This is a genomic window from Micromonospora sp. NPDC093277 (assembly GCF_044765245.1).
Classification (GTDB): Bacteria; Actinomycetota; Actinomycetes; order Mycobacteriales; family Micromonosporaceae; genus Micromonospora.
Window position 1 is genome coordinate 443,212 of sequence record NZ_JBIWJO010000007.1, and the last position, 18,019, is coordinate 461,230.

General features: G+C 73.8%; 19 protein-coding genes. 6 read left to right on the forward strand and 13 right to left on the reverse strand.

Translation table 11 applies throughout. From position 1 onward, the window contains the following. Positions 1-23 precede the first annotated feature (23 nt). The 10 genes from ACIRG9_RS18670 to ACIRG9_RS18715 form a co-directional block, all read right to left on the reverse strand. Entirely contained in the window at positions 24-407 is a 384-nt protein-coding gene (locus ACIRG9_RS18670) for a gas vesicle protein K (protein WP_402857065.1), read from the reverse strand. Further along, positions 404-679: a gas vesicle protein gene (locus tag ACIRG9_RS18675; protein WP_402857067.1), complete on the reverse strand. Its 276-nt coding sequence runs from the start codon at positions 677-679 to the stop codon at positions 404-406. The genes ACIRG9_RS18670 and ACIRG9_RS18675 overlap by 4 nt, the downstream gene beginning before the upstream one ends. Next, positions 576-1,742 carry an SRPBCC family protein gene (locus tag ACIRG9_RS18680; protein ID WP_402857138.1) on the reverse strand — a complete coding sequence of 389 codons (1,167 nt, stop codon included), beginning with the start codon at positions 1,740-1,742 and terminating at the stop codon, positions 576-578. Before ACIRG9_RS18680 ends, ACIRG9_RS18675 begins: the two co-directional genes overlap by 104 nt. Before the next feature lie 2 nt (positions 1,743-1,744). Beyond that, complete coding sequence (locus ACIRG9_RS18685) at positions 1,745-2,182, reverse strand: hypothetical protein (protein ID WP_402857069.1); 438 nt, start codon at positions 2,180-2,182, stop codon at positions 1,745-1,747. Positions 2,183-2,476: 294 nt separating this feature from the next. Next, a complete protein-coding gene (locus ACIRG9_RS18690; protein WP_402857071.1) occupies positions 2,477-2,986 on the reverse strand; it encodes a GNAT family N-acetyltransferase in 510 nt (169 codons plus the stop codon). Between the two features lie 150 nt (positions 2,987-3,136). After that, positions 3,137-4,039: a hypothetical protein gene (locus tag ACIRG9_RS18695; RefSeq protein WP_402857073.1), complete on the reverse strand. Its 903-nt coding sequence runs from the start codon at positions 4,037-4,039 to the stop codon at positions 3,137-3,139. A gap of 71 nt (positions 4,040-4,110) precedes the next feature. Then, the gene (locus ACIRG9_RS18700) at positions 4,111-4,635 is read right to left on the reverse strand and encodes a DUF3263 domain-containing protein (RefSeq protein WP_402857075.1); all 525 of its coding nucleotides are present in this window, start codon (positions 4,633-4,635) and stop codon (positions 4,111-4,113) included. Between the two features lie 131 nt (positions 4,636-4,766). Continuing rightward, positions 4,767-5,783, reverse strand: a complete 1,017-nt coding sequence (locus ACIRG9_RS18705; protein ID WP_402857077.1) for an ABC transporter permease subunit — start codon at positions 5,781-5,783, stop codon at positions 4,767-4,769. Continuing rightward, on the reverse strand, positions 5,780-6,760 hold the full coding sequence (locus ACIRG9_RS18710; protein ID WP_402857079.1) for an ATP-binding cassette domain-containing protein: 981 nt from the start codon (positions 6,758-6,760) through the stop codon (positions 5,780-5,782). The genes ACIRG9_RS18705 and ACIRG9_RS18710 overlap by 4 nt, the downstream gene beginning before the upstream one ends. 117 nt (positions 6,761-6,877) lie before the next feature. Next, positions 6,878-7,663: a DeoR/GlpR family DNA-binding transcription regulator gene (locus tag ACIRG9_RS18715; RefSeq protein ID WP_402857081.1), complete on the reverse strand. Its 786-nt coding sequence runs from the start codon at positions 7,661-7,663 to the stop codon at positions 6,878-6,880. Positions 7,664-7,860: 197 nt separating this feature from the next. Here ACIRG9_RS18715 and ACIRG9_RS18720 point away from each other — a divergent pair, with 197 nt between their 5' ends. From ACIRG9_RS18720 to nagA, 3 genes are all read left to right on the forward strand, one after another. After that, positions 7,861-8,790: an SIS domain-containing protein gene (locus tag ACIRG9_RS18720; RefSeq protein ID WP_402857083.1), complete on the forward strand. Its 930-nt coding sequence runs from the start codon at positions 7,861-7,863 to the stop codon at positions 8,788-8,790. Between the two features lie 156 nt (positions 8,791-8,946). Further along, positions 8,947-9,867, forward strand: coding sequence for an ROK family protein (locus ACIRG9_RS18725; RefSeq protein ID WP_402857085.1), 921 nt, complete (start codon positions 8,947-8,949; stop codon positions 9,865-9,867). 9 nt (positions 9,868-9,876) lie between these two features. Next, positions 9,877-10,986 (forward strand): N-acetylglucosamine-6-phosphate deacetylase, encoded by a 1,110-nt coding sequence (gene nagA / locus ACIRG9_RS18730; RefSeq protein WP_402857087.1) that lies wholly within the window; start codon positions 9,877-9,879, stop codon positions 10,984-10,986. 80 nt (positions 10,987-11,066) lie between these two features. Here nagA and ACIRG9_RS18735 read toward each other — a convergent pair whose 3' ends face one another. Beyond that, entirely contained in the window at positions 11,067-12,278 is a 1,212-nt protein-coding gene (locus tag ACIRG9_RS18735; RefSeq protein ID WP_402857089.1) for a DUF4032 domain-containing protein, read from the reverse strand. Between the two features lie 102 nt (positions 12,279-12,380). On the opposite strand from ACIRG9_RS18735, the gene ACIRG9_RS18740 reads away from it, so the two are divergent. Both ACIRG9_RS18740 and ACIRG9_RS18745 read left to right on the forward strand, forming a co-directional pair. Beyond that, positions 12,381-13,148: a phosphatase PAP2 family protein gene (locus tag ACIRG9_RS18740; RefSeq protein WP_402857091.1), complete on the forward strand. Its 768-nt coding sequence runs from the start codon at positions 12,381-12,383 to the stop codon at positions 13,146-13,148. Positions 13,149-13,157: 9 nt separating this feature from the next. Next, the gene (locus ACIRG9_RS18745) at positions 13,158-14,399 is read left to right on the forward strand and encodes an APC family permease (RefSeq protein WP_402857093.1); all 1,242 of its coding nucleotides are present in this window, start codon (positions 13,158-13,160) and stop codon (positions 14,397-14,399) included. A 6-nt stretch (positions 14,400-14,405) separates the two neighbouring features. Here the strand turns inward: ACIRG9_RS18745 and ACIRG9_RS18750 are convergent, their stop codons facing one another. After that, a complete protein-coding gene (locus ACIRG9_RS18750) occupies positions 14,406-16,187 on the reverse strand; it encodes an NAD-binding protein (protein WP_402857095.1) in 1,782 nt (593 codons plus the stop codon). Between the two features lie 328 nt (positions 16,188-16,515). On the opposite strand from ACIRG9_RS18750, the gene ACIRG9_RS18755 reads away from it, so the two are divergent. Continuing rightward, positions 16,516-16,959, forward strand: a complete 444-nt coding sequence (locus ACIRG9_RS18755) for an HNH endonuclease (protein ID WP_402857097.1) — start codon at positions 16,516-16,518, stop codon at positions 16,957-16,959. An 83-nt stretch (positions 16,960-17,042) separates the two neighbouring features. Here the strand turns inward: ACIRG9_RS18755 and ACIRG9_RS18760 are convergent, their stop codons facing one another. Next, positions 17,043-17,810: an enoyl-CoA hydratase/isomerase family protein gene (locus tag ACIRG9_RS18760; protein WP_402857099.1), complete on the reverse strand. Its 768-nt coding sequence runs from the start codon at positions 17,808-17,810 to the stop codon at positions 17,043-17,045. Positions 17,811-18,019 lie beyond the last annotated feature (209 nt).

Genomic DNA, 18,019 nt, shown 5'->3' on the forward strand with positions numbered 1-18,019 from the left:
ATGATCAACGTGGCGGGCGGCGGTCAGTCGCTGGGGAGGAGGGGGCCCAGGGGGCCCAGGTCGAGGTTCAGGTCCTCGGGGGAGAGACCGAAGTGCTCGCGGAGGCGGGCCATCTGCTCCTCCAGCGCCATCAGCGTGGTGCCGATCCGTTCGACCTGCTCGTCGGTGAGGTCGCCCAGATCGACCCGGCGCAGCGCCTGCCGTTCCATCAGCTGCCGCAGCAGCTCGACGACGGTCAGCACCAGGCTGGCGAGCCCCCGTTCGACCGAGTCGCGGTCCACGGCGAGCCGGCGGTCCAGCGGCCGGACCCGGGGCGCCTGCCACTGCGACTCCCCCAGCGCCGCCGCCAGCTCGGCAGCCTCGTCCCGCCGCACCACGCCTTCCTCGGCCACCTCATGTCCGGTCATGGCGCGGCCTTCGCGGCGGACGGGTCGGACTCGGGCGGGCCGAGGGCGCCGACCGAGGCGATCAGCGCGCGCAGCGAGATGCGTACCAGGTCGACGTCGGCGATGGCGAGGGTGATGTCGCCGGTGACCACCACGCCGGTGGCGAGCACCCGGTCGAGCAGGTCGACCTCATTCCTCCTCCTCCCGTCGGCGACCGACCACGGGCCGTCGAGGTGACTCCACCGGACGGCGGACCGTCGGGCGGGGGCGGGGCCGTTCCGCGCGCTCAGCACGGGGTGCCCGGTCCTCCCGCGGCTGCGGGCGGCGGGCCCGCTCGGGCTGCCGGCGCCGGGGCGGTTCCTCCTCCGCCGGTTCCTCGACGTACTCGTCCTCGTCGTAGTCGTCGCCCTCGTCGTAGGCGTCGTACTCCTCGTCCTCCTCCGGCGAACGGCGGCGCTGCGGGGGCCGGCGCCCGCGCTCCTCCTCCTCGAGTTCCTCGGTACGGCCCCGCGGTCGTTCCCGGGCCTCCTGCTCCTCGCGGAGCGCGGTCTCGTGGTCCTTGACCACCCGGGAATCCTCGATCTCGCCGCGCCAGCCCTCGACCGAGTCGGGGTCGAGCACGGTCCGGGTCATCACGTGGCGGACGAAGTGCTTCAGCTCCAGCCGCACCCGGCGGCCCTGGGCACGCCAGAGGTTGCCGGTGCGCTCGAAGAGGCCCTGCGGGTGGTACTCCAGGACGACAAGGATCTTCGTCAGCTCGGGACCGATCTCGTGGAAGCTGACCGTGCCGTCGACCGCGCCCTTGTCACCCTTCGAGCGCCAGTTGATCAGGCGGTCCGGGATCTGCCGGACGACGGTCGACTCCCAGGTCCGGTGCGACCACCCCACCTGGGCCTTCCAGGTCAGCTTCTCGTCGGAGTCGGTCTCGGCCCGTTCGACCTTCTTCATGAAGCTGGGGAAGTCGCCGAACCGGGTCCACTGGTTGTACGCGACCCGGACCGGCACGCCGACCTCGACGGTCTCGACGATGTTGGTGACCTTCGGCTTCCGGCCGCCCCTGCCACCCTTGCCGCCAGCGCCGACCGCCGACATCAACTTCTCCTTACCGCCGGCCAGCCCGGCATGGAACACGGCCTGCATCGGGGACCGGCCCTCGGCGAGCTTCTGCACGCCGGTGGCCGCGGCGATCAGGCCGGGGCCGCCGCCCTGCTTGGCGTACTCGCTGAGCCGCCCGGTGGCGTCGGCGACCCGGTCGGTCAACGCCTGGACGGCCCGCTCGCCGAGCGCGGCGACGAGGTTGCGCAGTTCACTGCCGAGCTGGTCCAGTGCCCGGTCCGCGGGATTGCCGGTCGCCATGGTCACCGCCTCCGTCCGCGGCCGCCGGCCTCGGCGCGGTCCTCGTCGTCCCGCGCGGCGGGCTGCTCGTCCAGCTCCTGCTCCTCGTCGGGGGCCGAGCGCTCCGGTGCCGCGCCCTGCTGGCCGGGGCCGGACCTGCGGCGCAGCACGTCGGCGCCGCCGCGCAGCTTGCCGCTGAGGGTGTCGATGCCGCTGCCGGCGGCGGCCGTCGCCGCGGCCCTGCCCGCGCTGGCGAGCGGGCCGGCGAGGCTGGTCAGGTTGCCGAGCTGGGGGGACGTGTTCAACAGGTCTGTGCCGTATTTCAGCAGGCCACCGGGCTGTTGACTGGCCCGGCCGATGGCCACCGCGGCGGCGAGGGTGAGGGCGGTACGCAGCTTCCTCCGGCGGCCGATGAGATAGCCGACGCCCACCGCCAGCGCTATTCGAGCTCCGCTCTTCATCAGTTCTCCTTCGCTCCCCGGCGGACGCGCGGACATCCGCCCGTGTGGGGCAGGCCGGAAAACAGCTACCGGGGATCAGCGGAAGAGGGCCTGCGACCGGTCGTCCGGTATTGGGCGGACCCGGCGGGCAGTACCCGGCCCCCTATTCGCAAAACATTTCCGGGTAATTCCTGAGGCGCGCGTCACCGGCGAATCGGACACTCGGCGAGCGGCGGCGGGATGCGTGCAAAACGGCCAGGCAGACCGGGTTGAGCAGGGGGAAGGAGGTATCTGTCGAACGATGGTCGAACGGCGTCAGCGGATCGGCAGAACGGAGTCCAGACACATCCGCGCGTGCAGCTTCCCGCCCTTTTCGCGCAATTCTGCGCCGCATTTCCGGAGCACGGAGACGGCACCCTGATTATCCGGCGTCGTCTCGGCCACGACCGTGTGCATGCCGGCCGCCGCGGCGGCGTTCAACAATGCGCGCAGGGCCGCCGCACCGAGCCCCCGGCCCCGCGCCGAGCGCCCCAGCCACATCCCGGTCTCCACCGTTCCGGGCTCGTCGCGGCGGGCCATCCGGACCATGCCGACCACCTCGCCACCGGCCACGATCGCGTACATCCGGGTGCGGGTGGGGCCGTCCAGGCCGCCGAAGCTGGCCCGGTGGAAGTCCCGGAACGCGTCCCGACGGGCCAGCGACCAACCGGCGGGGGCTTCCACCGGGGGCATGACGTCCTCCGGCTCCGCCTCTGCCGCCGCTACGGAGAGCAACGGCTCCAGGTTTCGCTCGTCCACCAGCTCCAGTCGTACGACACCCGCCACGAGCCGCAGTCTGCCGCCCCTACCGGCCCAAGTCCACCCCTTTGGGCCCGGATTGCCGGTCCGGAGGACCGTATCGGCCGGTCGTACCCCCTCCGTGTTCCACCTCACGCTCCGTTGTCATCCAACCGGTCTTTCCTCCGTCGCCGGTCCTCACCCGGCCGGGTCGAACTCACAGAACACCACCGAGGCGTCGTCGGTCCGCTTGTGCCGGCGCAGCCGGTCCGGGTGGTCCCGCTCGGCGGCCCGGACCCGGCCGATCAGCCCCTCGGGCCCCTCCGCCGCCGTCACGTTTAGCAGGCCGGCCCAGTCGAAGAGGCCGAACTGCTCGACCGCGCAGGACGCGCCGTCGCTGAGCAGCGCCGCCCGCCGGAGCGCCCCCGGCCCGCGCAGCGGCAGCGTCCCGGTCATGGCGTGGTACGCGGCGTCCGGGTCGGCGGCGGCGGCCCAGTAGCCGTGCGTGCGGTTCATCCGCTCCCGCTGCACGATCACCGACCGGCGGAACCGGGTCACCGGATCGGCGTCGCCCTCGGGCAGTTGCTCGGCGGTACGGCGCAGCTCCGCCATGGCCGCGTCAAGCCGCTCGTCGGAGACCACGCCGACCTGGCCGCCGGCGTCCAGCACCAGCGGACTGTCGCAGAGCACCAGGTAGTCCACCTGGTCGCCGCCCTCGCGCAGCAGGCAGACCGTGGACGACGGGGTGCCCGGATGGTCGAGGTCACACTCCCCGCCGTGGTCGGCGCGGACCGCCAGGATGGCCGCCGCCAGACTGCTCATCAGCGTCGCCGCCGGCCGGGCCGCGACGGCCAGACCGATCCGGGCGGCCAGGTGCCGGACGTACCAGTCCGGCCCGTGCACGCAGCCGGTGTCGAAGCCCTCCGGCACCGTGGCCCCGTCGAGAACACCGACCAGCGGACCGAACCGGAAGACCAGGTCCTCGTTCACCGGCCGGCCGGGGGCCGGATCGGAGGCGGAGCGCACCCGCATCATCGGCGCCGTCCCGATCGGCCGCGCCGGCTGGCTCCCGGTCGCGTACCGGCGATCTGGTGCCCCCATCCCCGTCAACTCCCTCCGTCGCCCGCCCGCCTACCCGGACCGGCGGACGCCATGCCCGGGGAGGTGGGGTGTCAACGCCGCCGGTCGCGCGTCCGCGCGGAGCGCAGCCGGCGCAGCCGGCCGACCAGCACCGGCTCGGCGGCCAGCGCGGCCGGGTGGTCGAGCAGCGCGTTGAGCAGCTGGTAGTACCGGGTGGCGGAGAGCCCGAAGGTGTCCCGGATCGCCTGTTCCTTCGCGCCGGCGTGCCTCCACCACCGCTGCTCGAAGGCGAGGATCTGCCGGTCCCGTTCGGTGAGCCCGTCACCCGGACCGGAGCCGTCGTCCGTCGGCCGCGGTTCGACCGGCGCGGGGCCGGCGCCGTCCGCCGGCTCGTCCAGCGGGCGCGCCTCCTCGTCGGCGAGCACCGCGGCCTCCTCGGGCGCGAGGTCGGCCTCGACGGCGGGGGCGGAACGGGGCGGCGGGACGGTGACGCCGGTGTCCCGGCGCCCGCCGCCGGCCTGCGGCGGGACGGGTCCGCCGGCCTCTCGGCGCGTGGCGTCGTTGGACCCGGACGGCTCAGACCGGCCGGTGGCGGCCGGGGAGGCGTCGGCGGGCATGGCGCTCCTCGGGGAACGGACGACCGGCGCGGCGACCACCGGCCGGGGGCCCAGCCTAACCAGAGGCCGACCCGGCCGCATCGGACGTGACGTCCGCGCCGCCGACCGGGGGCCGGCGGCGCGGAGCACGATCAGGCGATGTCCCGCCGGCGCATCGCCCAGAACGCGCCGACCAGGACCGCCGCGGCGCCCAGGCCGAACACCAGCGCCGAGTCCTGCCAGGTGATCAGCAGCTCCGCTGGATGGCACTCGCCCTTGGCGAAGTCGCACACCCGGTAGTCGAGTAGCTTCACCTGCTTCATGAACCACGCCTGGGCGTAGGTGGAGAGCAGGTACCGGTCGCCGAACTGGACGCCGAGCACGCCGACCGCGATCCGGATGGCGACCTCGCTGATCGCGAAGACCCCCACGGCGGCGCCGAGCGCCATCGCGGTGTGCCGGCCGAGCGAGGCCAGCGCGAACGCGGCCGCGCCGATCACCAGGATGATCCCGACCCCGCGCAGACCGTCCAGCCCGATCGACTGCCAGGCCCCGGCGGTCATCTTGGCGGTGGTCCCCCGGTAGGTGCCGATGAGCCAGAAGGCCAGCGTCCAGAGGCCGCCGAGCACGACGCTCACCCCGAGGGCCGTGGTCAGCACAGCGGCCAGCTTGGTGCCGAGCACGGCGAGCCGTTTCGGCCGCCAGAGCAGCAGGTTCATCATTCCGCCGCTGGCCCACTCGGCACCGACGAACGAGGCGCCGACGAGGAACGCGAAGAGCCCGACCGCACCGGCGAAGACCGCGATGAACAGCGGGAACTCGGCCCGGAAGTCGAACTGGTAGGGCAGGTTCCACTTCGGGTCGAACATCTCCGGCTGGGGCTGCCAGTCCCGGCCGCAGTTCGGCCCGTACCGCTCCTCGGTGTCCTGGTCCCCACGGGCCTTGGCGGCGTCGCACTCGGCGATGCTTCCCTCCCAGGCCTTCATCGACTCGCGGTACTGGGCATCGGACTTCGCCTGTGCCGCCGCCACGACCTCCTTCGAGAGCTTCTGGCTGTAGATGCTGAAGCCGATGGCCACGCTGGCCAGCCCGAGCACCAGCAGCACCAGCAGCAGCCGGGTGAGCCGGCGCTTGGCGAGCCGGCGCAGTTCCGTGACGAACAGGCTCATGCCGTCTCACCGACCTTCGTGGACTCGTCGACCTGGCGGTGCTGGCCGGGGACCGGCGCGGTGGCGGTCAGTTCGAGGAAGACGCTCTCCAGGTCGACCGCGACCGGCGCCAGCTCGCTGACGTACAGGCCCTGCTCGGCGAGGAGGCGGCTGACCGTGGCCGGCTTGTCGACGCCGGCGAGCATCAGGTGGTCCGGTTCGGTGGTGGTGATCCGGATCCCGGCCCGGGTGAGCGTCTCGGCGGCCTGCGGCAGATCGGTGACCGCCTCGAGCCGGACCCGTACGGCGCCCTGCGAGTGGGCGGCGAGCACCTGCTCGACCGGCCCGAACGCGACCCGCCGGCCCAGCGAGATGATGGTGACCGAGTCGCAGATGAGCTGGATCTCGCCGAGGATGTGGCTGGAGAGCACCACGGTCATGCCCGAGGCGGAGAGGTCGCGCATCAGGCTGCGCATCTCCCGGATGCCGCCCGGGTCGAGGCCATTGGCCGGCTCGTCCAGGATCAGCAGCTTCGGGCTCTTGAGCAGCGCGGAGGCGACCGCCAGCCGCTGCTTCATGCCGAGCGAGTAGGTCTTCACCCGTTCGCCGGCCCGGTCGCGGAGCCCGACCAGCTCCAGCACCTCGTCGACCCGCTGCCGGGGCAGCTCACCGGCCTGGGCGAGCAGGCCGAGGGTGTCGCGCGCGGAGAAGTGCGGGAAGAACTGCGGACTCTCCACGATGGCCCCGACCTGCCCGGCGACGGACGGCAACGCCTGCGGCAGCTCGTGCCCGAGGATGGCCATCCGGCCGTCGTTGGGCCGGATGAGGCCGAGCAGGGTACGCAGCGTGGTCGTCTTGCCCGAACCGTTCGGGCCGAGGAAGCCGTGCACCTGCCCGGCCTCGACCCGCATGTCGAAGCCGTCGAGCGCATGGCGTGTCCCGCGCTTTCGACTCCGGTACGTCTTACGGAGACCCTCGATCTCCAGGACAGCCGTCAAGCTGACCTCCCCCGATGAGTAGTGGCAGCAGACACCATACGCGGTATGCAGCCGCTGACAATACCCGGTATGCGTCAGGGTTTTCCCGGATTCGCGCCCGGGCGTCCGGGCGTGTCGTCAGGCGCAGATGACGTGTACGCCGGCCTCGCGGAACGCCTGCACCACGTCGGGGGACGCACCGGAGTCGGTCACCAGCGTCTCCACCCGGTCCACCGGGCAGATCCGGGCGAAGGCGTGACCGCCCAGCTTGGACGAGTCGGCGATCACCACCACCCGCTTGGCCCGGGCCACCATCAGGCTGTTCATCGCGGCCTCGCCCTCATGGTGGGCGGCGGCGCCGAGCTGCGGGTCGATCGCGTCCACGCCGAGCAGCGCGACGTCCAGGGTCACCTCGCGCAGCAGCGCCCCGCCCAGCGGGCCGACCAGTTCGAACGACTTGGGCCGGACCACGCCGCCGGCCACCACCACCTTCATCCGCGAGCGGACCAGCAGCTCGTTGGCGATGTTCAGGGCGTTGGTGACCACGGTGAGCTGGGCACCCTCGGCGCTGGTGTTGAGGTCCGGCCGGACGGCGAGGGCCCGGGCCACCTCGGTGCTGGTCGTGCCGCCGTTCAAGCCGACCACGGTGCCCGGGGAGACCAGCGCCGCGGCGGCCGTGCCGATCCGCTGCTTCTCGGCCGAGTGCTTGGCCGTCTTGTAGCGCAGCGGCAGGTCGTACGAGACGCCGTTGGCGACCGCCCCGCCCCGGGTACGGGTGATCATCTGCTGCTGGGCCAACTGGTCGAAGTCACGCCGGATGGTGGCCTGGGAGACGTCCAGGCGTTCGGCCGCCTCCTCGACGCTGACCCGGCCGCTGTCGGTCAGCATCTCGAGCAGCGCGTTCCAGCGGGCGTACCGGTCCACCGCGGGCCTCCACCGACTCTGCACGAAGCGTGATTGATTGCGTGCACAGTAGTGCGCGAAACTGCCAAGGCGCAAAACCCTGACCTGCGCGATCCCGGAGCCGGTTGCCACAACCACCTGACTTCGCGCAGAATGACGCGCGAAAGGCGGCCATAACGAGCCGTATTGCGCAAGGTCTCCCCTGGCGAGGAGTTGTCATGGCGTACGTGCACGCGGAGATCGCGAGCCAGCCCGACTGCTGGCGGGAGGCGGCGCAGCTCGCCCCGACCGTCACCGACCAACTGCCCCGGCCCGGCGAACGGGTCGCCGTCGTCGGTTGCGGCACGTCGTGGTTCATGGGCATGGCGTACGCCGGGCTGCGCGAGCGCGCCGGCCAGGGCGAGACCGACGCCTTCCAGGCCAGCGAGTTCCCCGCCGGACGGCGCTACGACCGGCTCATCGCGGTCACCCGCTCCGGCACCACCACCGAGGTGCTGGACCTGCTCGCCGCGCTGCGCGGCCAGGTCCCGACCACGGTCCTGGTCGGCGACCCGGCCTCCCCCGCGGTCGAGCTGGCCGACGCCGCGGTGCCCCTGCCCTTCGCCGACGAACGCTCGGTCGTGCAGACCCGCTTCGCCACCACCGCGCTCGCCCTGCTCCGCGCCCACCTCGGCGACGACCTGGGCCGGCTGGCCGCAGACGCCGAGGTGACCGTCCGGGCCCCGCTGCCGATCGACCCGGCCACCATCGAGCAGGTCACCTTCCTCGGGAGCGGCTGGACGGTCGGCCTCGCCCAGGAGGCCGCGCTGAAGTGCCGCGAGGCGGCCACCTTCTGGGCCGAGGCGTACCCGGCGATGGACTACCGGCACGGCCCGATCTCGATCGCCGCCCCCGGCCGGCTGGTGTGGGCGTTCGGCGAGATCCCCGACGGGCTGCCCGAGGACGTGGCCGCCACCGGCGCCGCCTTCGTGCACAGCCGCACCCACGGCTGGCGCACCGTGCTGACCAGCTGGGCGGCCGGCCGTACACCGGTCGACCCGATGGCCGACCTCATCCTCGCCCAGCGCTTCGCGGTCTCCCTGGCCACCAGCCGTGGCCTCGACCCGGACGCGCCCCGGCACCTGACCCGCTCCGTCGTGCTCGCATGAGCGAGCGCCAGCGAGCGAATCATCAATGCAGGGCAGTGGTGCCTCCTGACGGCACGCAGCGAAGCGGAGTGCCGTCATGAGCAAGCGCCAGCGAGCGAATCATCAATGCAGGCCAGAGTTGCCTCACGGCGTCGGCGAGCGAAGCGAGACGACGGCGTGACCTCAGGCGACGAGGTCGTCGTCGCGCTGGACGTGGGCGGCACCGGGATGAAGTGCGCCCTGGTCCGCCCGGACGGCACGATGGTGCACGCCGAACGGCACGCCACCGAGGCGGCCCGCGGCCCGGAGGCGGTGGTCGGCACGATCCTCGACGTCGCCGAAGGGCTGGCCGGCAAGGCCCACGCGGGCGGGCTGACGCCCGTGGCCTGCGGAATCGCCGTTCCCGGGGTGGTCGACGAGGCCCGCGGCGTCGCGGTCTGGTCGGCGAACGTGGGCTTCCGGGACGTACCGCTGCGGGAGCTGGCGCGGAGGCGGCTGGGCCTGCCCACGGCGCTCGGCCACGACGTGCGGGTGGGCGGGCTGGCGGAGGCCCGGCTCGGTGCCGGCCGTGACACCGGCCACGTGCTCTTCGTCGCGATCGGCACCGGCATCGCCGCCGCGCACGTGGTCGGCGGGTCGGCCGCCGCCGGCGCGCACGGCGCCGCCGGCGAGATCGGCCACATCCTGGTACGCCCCGAGGGGCCGCGCTGCGGCTGCGGCCGCCCCGGCTGCCTGGAGGCGGTGGCCTCGGCCGCCGCGATCGGCCGCCGGTACGCCGAACTGGCCGGCGTCCCGGTCACCGCTGCCGAGGTGGCGGACCGGGCGGTAGCCGGCGAACCGCTGGCCGACCGGGTCTGGCGGGAGGCCGTCGAGGCGCTCGCCGACGGGTTGGCGACCGGTCAGGCGCTCTTCGACGTGGCGACGATAGTGATCGGCGGCGGGCTGGCCCAGGCCGGCCCCCGACTGCTCGACCCGCTGCGCGCGGCGCTACGCGAACGGCTTACCTTCCACCGGGAGCCGCGCCTGGTGGCCGCGGCCCTCGGCGACGAGGCCGGCTGCCTCGGCGCCGCCCTGCTCGCCCTCGACGCCTTGAATTAAGGAGAGCCGATGACCCTGCGCGTGTCCGGCAAGGTGGTGACCCCGACCGGCGTGATCCGGCAGGGCTGCGTGGAGATCGTCGGCGACCGGATTCAGGCCATCGCCGAGTACCCGTCGGTGCGGGACGGGCACTGGATCGTGCCGGGCTTCGTGGACATGCACACCCACGGCGGCGGCGGGCACACCTTCACCACCGGCGATGCCGCATCGGCCCGCGAAGCCGCCGGATTCCACCTGCGGCACGGCACCACCACCCTGCTGGCCAGCCTGGTCAGCTCGCCGTTGGCGTTGATGCGGGAGGCGACAGCCGCGTACCGGCCGCTGGTCGAGTCCGGGGTGCTGGCCGGAGTCCACTTCGAGGGGCCGTACCTGTCGGCGGACCGGTGCGGCGCGCAGAACCCTGAGTTCCTCCGCGACCCGTCCACCGACGAGCTGGCGGAGCTGATCGAGCTGGGCGGCGGCACGGTGCGGATGGTCACCCTGGCCCCGGAGCGGGACGGCGCGCTGGAGGCAATCGAGCTGCTGGTCGCGCGCGGCGTGGTGGCCGCCGTCGGGCACACCGACGCCACCTGGGCCCAGACCCGGGCCGCCGTGGACGCCGGGGCGAGCGTCGGGACGCACCTGTTCAACGGGATGCGCCCGGTGCACCATCGGGAGCCCGGGCCGGTGGTGGCCCTGCTCGACGCGCCGAACGTGATCTGCGAGCTGGTCGCCGACGGGGTGCACCTGCACGACGGCATGCTGACCTTCGCCGCCTCGACGGCTGGCCCGGAGCGGACCGCTCTGATCACCGACGCGATGGCCGCCGCCGGCATGCCCGACGGCGAGTACGAGCTGGGCGGCCAGTCCGTCACCGTGGCCGACGGGGTGGCCCGGCTGAGCCGGGACGGCGCGATCGCCGGCAGCACGCTGACCATGGACGCCGCGCTGCGGCACGCCGTCGCGGCGGGGGTCGCGCTGCCCGACGCCTGCCGGATGGTCGCCACCACCCCGGCCCGGGCGATCGGCCTCGGTGACCAGGTCGGCGCGTTGCAGTCCGGGCTCCGGGCCGACCTCGTCGTACTCGACGACGAACTCAACGTGGTCCGGGTGATGCGGGCCGGCACCTGGATGGAGTGACGCTGCGGCTGCGCCCGGCCGGCTCCGCCCGGCCGGCGCCCACGCCGGGGCGCAACCCGTCAGCAGCCGAACACCGGCCGTCAGCCGGCGGTGGGGACCTCGACGCCCAGGACGGCCTGCTCGTCGGGGCGGTGCACCAGCACGTCCGACAGGTACGACCGCACGGCGTGGCGCATGCCGACATCCCGGCCGGCCCGCTCGGAGAGCAGCCACTTGTGCTCGATTATCTGGGTGAACAGCTCCTGCGGCTCCAGCTTGCTGCACAGGTGCGCGGGCACCGCCCGGACCACCGGCTCGAACACCTCGGTGAGCCAGCGGTGCGCGGCCTGCTGCTCGTCGATCAGGTCGCTCTCGGTCCGGTACGCGTCCAGGTCGTTGAGGAGCTTGCGGGCCTGGTTCTCCTCGGCGTCCAGGCCGGTGAGCCGAAGCAGCCGGCGGGTGTGGTAGCCGACGTCGACCACCTTGGGCCGGACCAGGTAGCGCCCGTTGTCGGCGCTGGACATGGCCACCTCGGCGACGTCGAAGCCCAGTTCGTTGAGGCGACGGATCCGCCCCTCGATGTCGTGCCGGGCCTCCCGCTCGACCTGCTGCTCGTAGGTGATCTCGTGCCAGAGCCGCTCGTACCGCTGCACGACCTCCTCGCAGACCACCTCCGGGTCGATCGACTCGTGCAGCAGCCCGGCGGCCTGGAGATCCAGCGCCTCGCCGAAGATGTTCACCCGGGCGATCTCCAGGTCCTCACCGCGCTGCCCGTTGGAGAGCGAGCGGTGCAGCGCCCCGGTCTCGGCGTCCACCAGGTACGCGGCGAACGCGCCGGCGTCCCGCCGGAACAGGGTGTTGGACAGCGAGCAGTCGCCCCAGAAGAAGCCGGTCAGGTGCATCCGGACCAGCAGCACCGCCAGCGCGTCGAGCAGCCGGTTCATGGTCTCCGGTCGCAGCGTCCGGGAGAAGAGCGCCCGGTACGGCAGCGAGAACTGGAGGTGCCGGGTGATCAGCACCGGGTCCAGTGGCTGGCCGTCGTCGGAGAGCCGGTCGGCCACGATCGCGATCGCCTCGACCGACGGGAAGTCGATCCGCTCCAGGGCCCGGAGCAGGTCGTACTCCCGCTCGGCGACCCGCTCGCCGGTCTCCTTCACGGCGTAGACGTAGTCGCCGAGCCGGACGAAGCGCACGATGTGCCGCGAGATGCCCTGCGGCAGCGCGACCAGGTGCTGGGCAGGCCACTCCTCCAGCGGGGTCGACCAGGGGAGGTCGAGCAGTGCCGGGTCGACGAGGGCCGAGGTGATCCGCACGGGAACAAGTCTGACGGTTGACCCGCCGCCGCGCTTCCCATCGTGGGCCGGCACACAACCGCCGAACGGTCGCGGCGGGCCGGCGGCCGGTAGCGTGGTCGCGTGCGGGAGACCACTGGGGTACGCGACAAGCTGCGGCTCCGGCCCGTCCGGCCGGCCGGCTGGTGGTTCGACGGGCTGCTGCTCGCGGCCCTGGTGTGCCTGACCGTGGCGCTCGCCACCGATCATCTCTTCGGCCTCGACCGGGGGGTGGCCGACTGGGCTGAGGAGCACCGTCCGACGGCCGCCCGGTGGGCCGCGATGATCCTCAACTATCTCGGCCAGGGCACCCCGCTGACGCTGCTCGCGGCCGGGCTCGGGGTGGTGGTGGCGGTCCGGCTCCGCTCGGTCCGCCCGGTGCTGCCGCCGGTGGCCGCGTTCGTGCTGACCTATCTGACCATCGGGCCGTTGAAGGTGTGGACCGCCCGGCCCGCGCCCAGCGCCAGCGTCCGGGAGCCGTTCCTGCCGCCCGACCAGACGTTGCCGCTGTTCCAGCACGACCTGCCGGTGCGCTTCGCCCAGTCGTACCCGTCGGGGCACGTGGCCAACGGGATCGTCTGGTACGGCATGCTCGCCCTGCTCCTGGCACCGCTGCTGCGCACCCTCGGCCACACCGTCGGGCCCCGGCTGGTCGCCGTGGTCCGGGTGGTACCGCCGCTGGTCGTCTTCTGCACCACCATCTACCTCGGCTGGCACTGGCTGACCGACTCGGTCGCCGGGCTGCTGCTCGGCCTGCTGCTGGACCGGCTGCTGCACCGGGTGCCCTGGAACGACCTGCCGTTGCCCGGTCCGCTGCGGAAGTGGGACCGCCCGTTCATCTCGGCCCCTTAGCCTGCGCCCATGGTGCAACTGGCGCGGCGGCTGGCCGTACCCGATGCGGTGGTCATCGGGCTGGGATCGATGCTCGGTGCGGGCGTCTTCGTGGTCTTCGCCCCGGCCGCCGCGGCTGCCGGCGGCGTGGGACTGCTGGTCGCGCTGGCCCTGGCCGGCTTCATCGCCTACTGCAACGCGACCAGCTCGGCCCGGTTGGCCGCCCGCTACCCGGAGTCCGGCGGCACCTACGTCTACGGCCGGGAACGGCTGCACCCGTTCGCCGGCTTCCTTGCCGGCTGGGGGTTCGTGGTCGGCAAGACGGCGAGCTGCGCGGCGATGGCGCTGACCATCGGGGCATACCTCTGGCCGGAGCGGGCGCGGCTCGTCGCGGCCCTCGCGGTGGTGGCGGTGACCGCGGTGAACCTGCGCGGCATCGGCAAGACCGCGACCGCCACCCGGGTGCTGGTCGGCGTCACCCTCACGGTGCTCGTCGTGGTGGCGGTGACCGGCGCGCCGCACGTCGCGCTCGACCGGCTGGACGGCGTCGGCGGGGCCGGGTTGCGTGGCGTGCTGACCGCCGCCGGGCTGCTCTTCTTCGCCTTCGCCGGGTACGCCCGGATCGCCACCCTCGGTGAGGAGGTCCGCGATCCGGCGCGGACCATCCCCCGCGCGGTGCCGCTCGCGCTCGGCATCGTGCTGGCCAGCTATCTGGTGCTGGCCGTGGTCGCGCTCGGCGTGCTGGGCGAGGAGCGGCTGTCGACCGCCGCCGCGCCGCTCGCCGAGACGGTCTCCGCCGCCGGGCTGCCCGACCTCGCCTGGCTGGTCCGGGCCGGGGCGACCGTGGCGGTGACCGGGGTGCTGCTGTCCCTGATCGCCGGGGTCGGCCGGACGGCGCTGGCGATGGCCCGCCGCCGGGACCTGCCCGGCGTCCTGGCCGCCGTGCACCCGCGCCTGCGGGTGCCGCACCGCGCCGAGCTGGCCGTGGCCGCCGTGGTGGTGGTCGTGGTGGCCGTGGGCGACATCCGGGGCGCCATCGGCTTCTCCAGCTGCACGGTGCTGGTCTATTACGCGATCACCAACGCCTCGGCGCTCACCCTGGGCCGCGAGCCGGCCCGGAAGGTCCCGGTGCAACTGCTGGCCGCGCTGGGGCTGGTCGGCTGCCTGGTGCTGGCGGTCAGCCTGCCGCTGGCCAGCGTGGTCACCGGGTTCGGCGTGCTCGCCCTCGGCGCCCTCGGGTACGCCCTGCGCCACACCATCCGCCGCGGCTGACCCGGGTCACTCGTCCGGTTGCCTCGGGGCCGGTGCCCCGGCCGGCTCCGGCGGGACGAGGGTGGTCTCCCGGAGCAGCGCGGTCAGCCCGGCCCGTCGAGCGACCACGGTCAGCCGGTCCCCCGCCTGGATCACCATCCTCGGGTCGGCGGACCAGTCGGTCTTCTGCCCGGCCCGGCTGTGGGCGAGCAGGCGTACCTCCCCGGGGCGGGCCACCGCGGCGAGCGGGCGGCCGTCCAGCGGGGAGCCGGCCACCACCGGCACCTCGGTGACCAGCAGCGCGTGCCGACCGACCGGGATGGTGGCGATCACCGCACGGTCCAGCAGCGCCGCCGCGAACGCGGGCGCGGCCAGGTACGACACGCTGTGCGAGTTGCCGATGCCGAACGCCTGCTGGACCCGCTCGGCGAAGTCGCCGTCGAAGAGCCGCAGCACCACCCGCAGGTCCGGGTCGAGGCTACGGGCGTTCAACGCGGCGCGCAGGTTGACCCCGTCGTCGGTGGAGACCACCACCAGCGCCTGGCAGGCCGCCACCGAGGCGGCCCGCAGCGTCTCCTCCTCGCCGGCGTCCCCGACGATCAGTGGTACGCCGAGCCGGTGCGCCAGCGGGGCTCCGCGCGCGTCGGGGTTCCGGTCGATGGCGACCACCTCGACCCCGAAGTCGTAGAGCTGGGCCATCACCCGGGTGCCGATGTTGCCCAGCCCGACCACCACCACGTGACCGGAGCGGTCGGGTTGGAACCGGCCGTTGTGCAGGGCGAGGCGGGCGTTGACGATGCCGTCGACCACGACCGCCGTGATCAGCGGGATCAGCGCCAGCCCGGCCAGGTTGAGCACCACCTGCATGACCTGGGCGGCGGTCGACTTGTCGACGTCCGGGTCCTCCCCGCTCAGGGTGTCGACCAGGGTGAGATAGAGCGCGTCGGTCCAGTTCATCGCGTGCGCGGCGCGGGCGTTCAGCCAGCCGAGGACGGCGATCATGCCGAGCAGCGCCAGCACCGCGATGCCGATCTTGCGGGTGGCGAAGCTGCGGATCGCGCGGAGCAGCACCGCCACGGGTCGCCGGCGCCGCCGGGCCCGAGCCAACCGGCGGGCGGCCAGCTCGGTGCCGGCCGGCCGCCCGGTCGCCTCGGCCAGCACCACATCGGCCGCCGCCTCGTCCGCGGGCAGCACCCTGACCAGCTCCGGGTCGGTGGTGACGGCCAGCCCGCAGACCACGTCCCGCGGGCGTACGTCGGCACGCCGGGCGGCGTAGAGGGTGCGGCCCCCGTGCCGGAAGTGGGTGGGGGCGAGCTCGCCGAGGGCGGCGGCGACGAACGCCGGGGCGGCCATCGCGGCGTCGGAGAGCACCGCCGCGTCGGGGAAGAGCTGCCGCAGGCCGTTGGCGAGGCTGGTGTCGAACATGCGTACCACCAGGCGGAGCCGGGGGTCGACCTCCTGGGCACAGAGCGCGGCGTGCATGTTGCCCACGTCGTCCTGGTGCAGCAGGGCCAGCCCGTCGGCGCCCGCCAGCCCGGCCCGGCGGAGGGTGGCCTCGTCGAGCCGGTCGGCCAGGACGACCTGGACGCCCTCGATGTCCCGGCCGTCCGGGCCCTCGGTGCGGCGGCGCTCGGGCACCACCAGGGTGACCCGGACCCGCCGGGTGGACGACTCGGTGGCGAGCAACGATCGGACCACCCGGTACGCCAGCGCGTCGGAGCCGCAGACCACGTAGTGCGGGTGGGTGTCGTTCGCCCAGGGCCGCCACCCGGCAGCGCGGAGCGCGCGGTCGCGCAGGGGCTCGGCCATGCCCGGATGGTAGTCAGCCGCTCGCGATGCCCGCAGCCCCTCCGATCGTGAACGCACCGACGTCCAGACCGATCGAAATGCGTTGCCCCCCGCTCCGTGCGGTCCTACCGTGATCGCGCAAGGTCAACCACCGCTCCGGGAGCCGTCGATGTCGCTACGACACGCCACCACTGTGCCGTCGTGGCTGCGCAGCGACGGTTGCCGAGCCGAAGGTCTCCGTGCCGGGTGGCCCGACTGACGCGTACGCGCGTATTCGTCAGAAGCCGCCCGTCCCGTGGACCAGGGCGGCTTTTTGCTGCCGTTCCACCGATCGTGAAGGGAGAGCCCGGTGGACGCCGTCCTCGTTGTCAACGCCGACCTCGGCCCGCTGCACCGGGTCACCGTCCAGCACGCGATCCGGATGCTCTGCCGGCGGGTCGCCGAGATCCACGAGGCCGAGCCGAATCGGGTGATCGGGGTCTTCCCGATGCCGCGTGTGGTCCGCCTCGTCCGCTACGTCGTCACCCGCTGGCGCTTCAGCTCCGGCCCGGCCTGGTCCCGGGGCGGGGTGCTGCGCCGCGACGGCTGGCGGTGCGCCTACTGCGACGCCCCGGGCAGCACCATCGACCACATCCTGCCCCGCTCGCGCGGCGGCCGGAACACCTGGAAGAACACCACCGCCGCCTGCTACGAGTGCAACCAGCGCAAGGGCGACCGGACGCCGGCCGAGGCGGGGATGCCGCTGCGACGTGAGCCGGTGACGCCGACCTGGGCGGCGCTCGCGGGGCGGTGACGGCCGCCGGCGGGCACAGGGGGCCGCGTCGGGGGTACGCCTCCGGCGCGGCGCCCGCCGGTCCCTCCCCCGCTCGGCGGCTGTCAGTCGCCGGCGGGCGGGGTCCAGCCGAAGCGCGGCGGGCGGCGCTCGTTGGCCGCCGCCACCCCTTCGCGGGCCTCGCCGCTGGCCCGGACCTGCCCGTGCCACCAGGCGATCCGCGCGTCGTCGGCCCGCCCGTCGATGATCTCCTTCGCCGCCATGACGGTGAGCCGGGAGCGTTCGGCGACGGCGGCGGTGACCGCCGCCACCCGGTCGGCCAGGGCGTCGGCCGGCAGCACCTCGTCGACCAGGCCGATCCGTAGCGCCCGGTCGGCGTTGACCAGTTCGCTGGTGAACAGCAGGTGCTTGGCGGCGGACGGGCCGACCAGGCGGGCCAGCCGCCGGGTGGTCGGCGCGGGATAGACCAGCCCCAGCCGCGCCGGGGGTACGCCGAACCGGGCGTCCGCCGCGGCGAGCCGCAGGTCGCAGGCGACGGCGAGCTGGCATCCGCCGCCGACGCAGGCGCCCTCGATGGCGGCCACGGTGGGCTTGGCGAAGGTCGCCAGCCGCTCCTCGGCGGCGACGGCGATGCTGCCGTCCCCGGCCTCCAGCAGCTCGTCCAGGTCACCGAGGTCGGCGCCGGCGCAGAACGTGCCGCCGGCGCCGGTGAGCACCAGCGCCCGCACCGCCGGGTCCGTCTCGAGGCCGTCGAGCAGCACCGGTAGCTGCCGCCACATCCCCGGGGTCATCGCGTTGCGGCGGGCCGGATTCCGGATCACCACGGTCGCCACCGGGCCGGTCACCGCCACGGTCAGCTCCGCGTCCGACATGTCTCCTCCTCCGCCGCCGGTCCGGCCGACCATAACGGCGCGGGCCCGACGACCACCCGCGTGGGGTGGCCGCCGGGCCCGCCGACGGTACGGCCAGGTCAGGAGACGTTGACCGCGGTGTCGTCAACCACGAAGGAGGTCTGCAGCATGACGTCCTCGGTGGCGGTGAACTTCAGGGTGACGGTCTGCCCGGCGTACGAGGCCAGGGA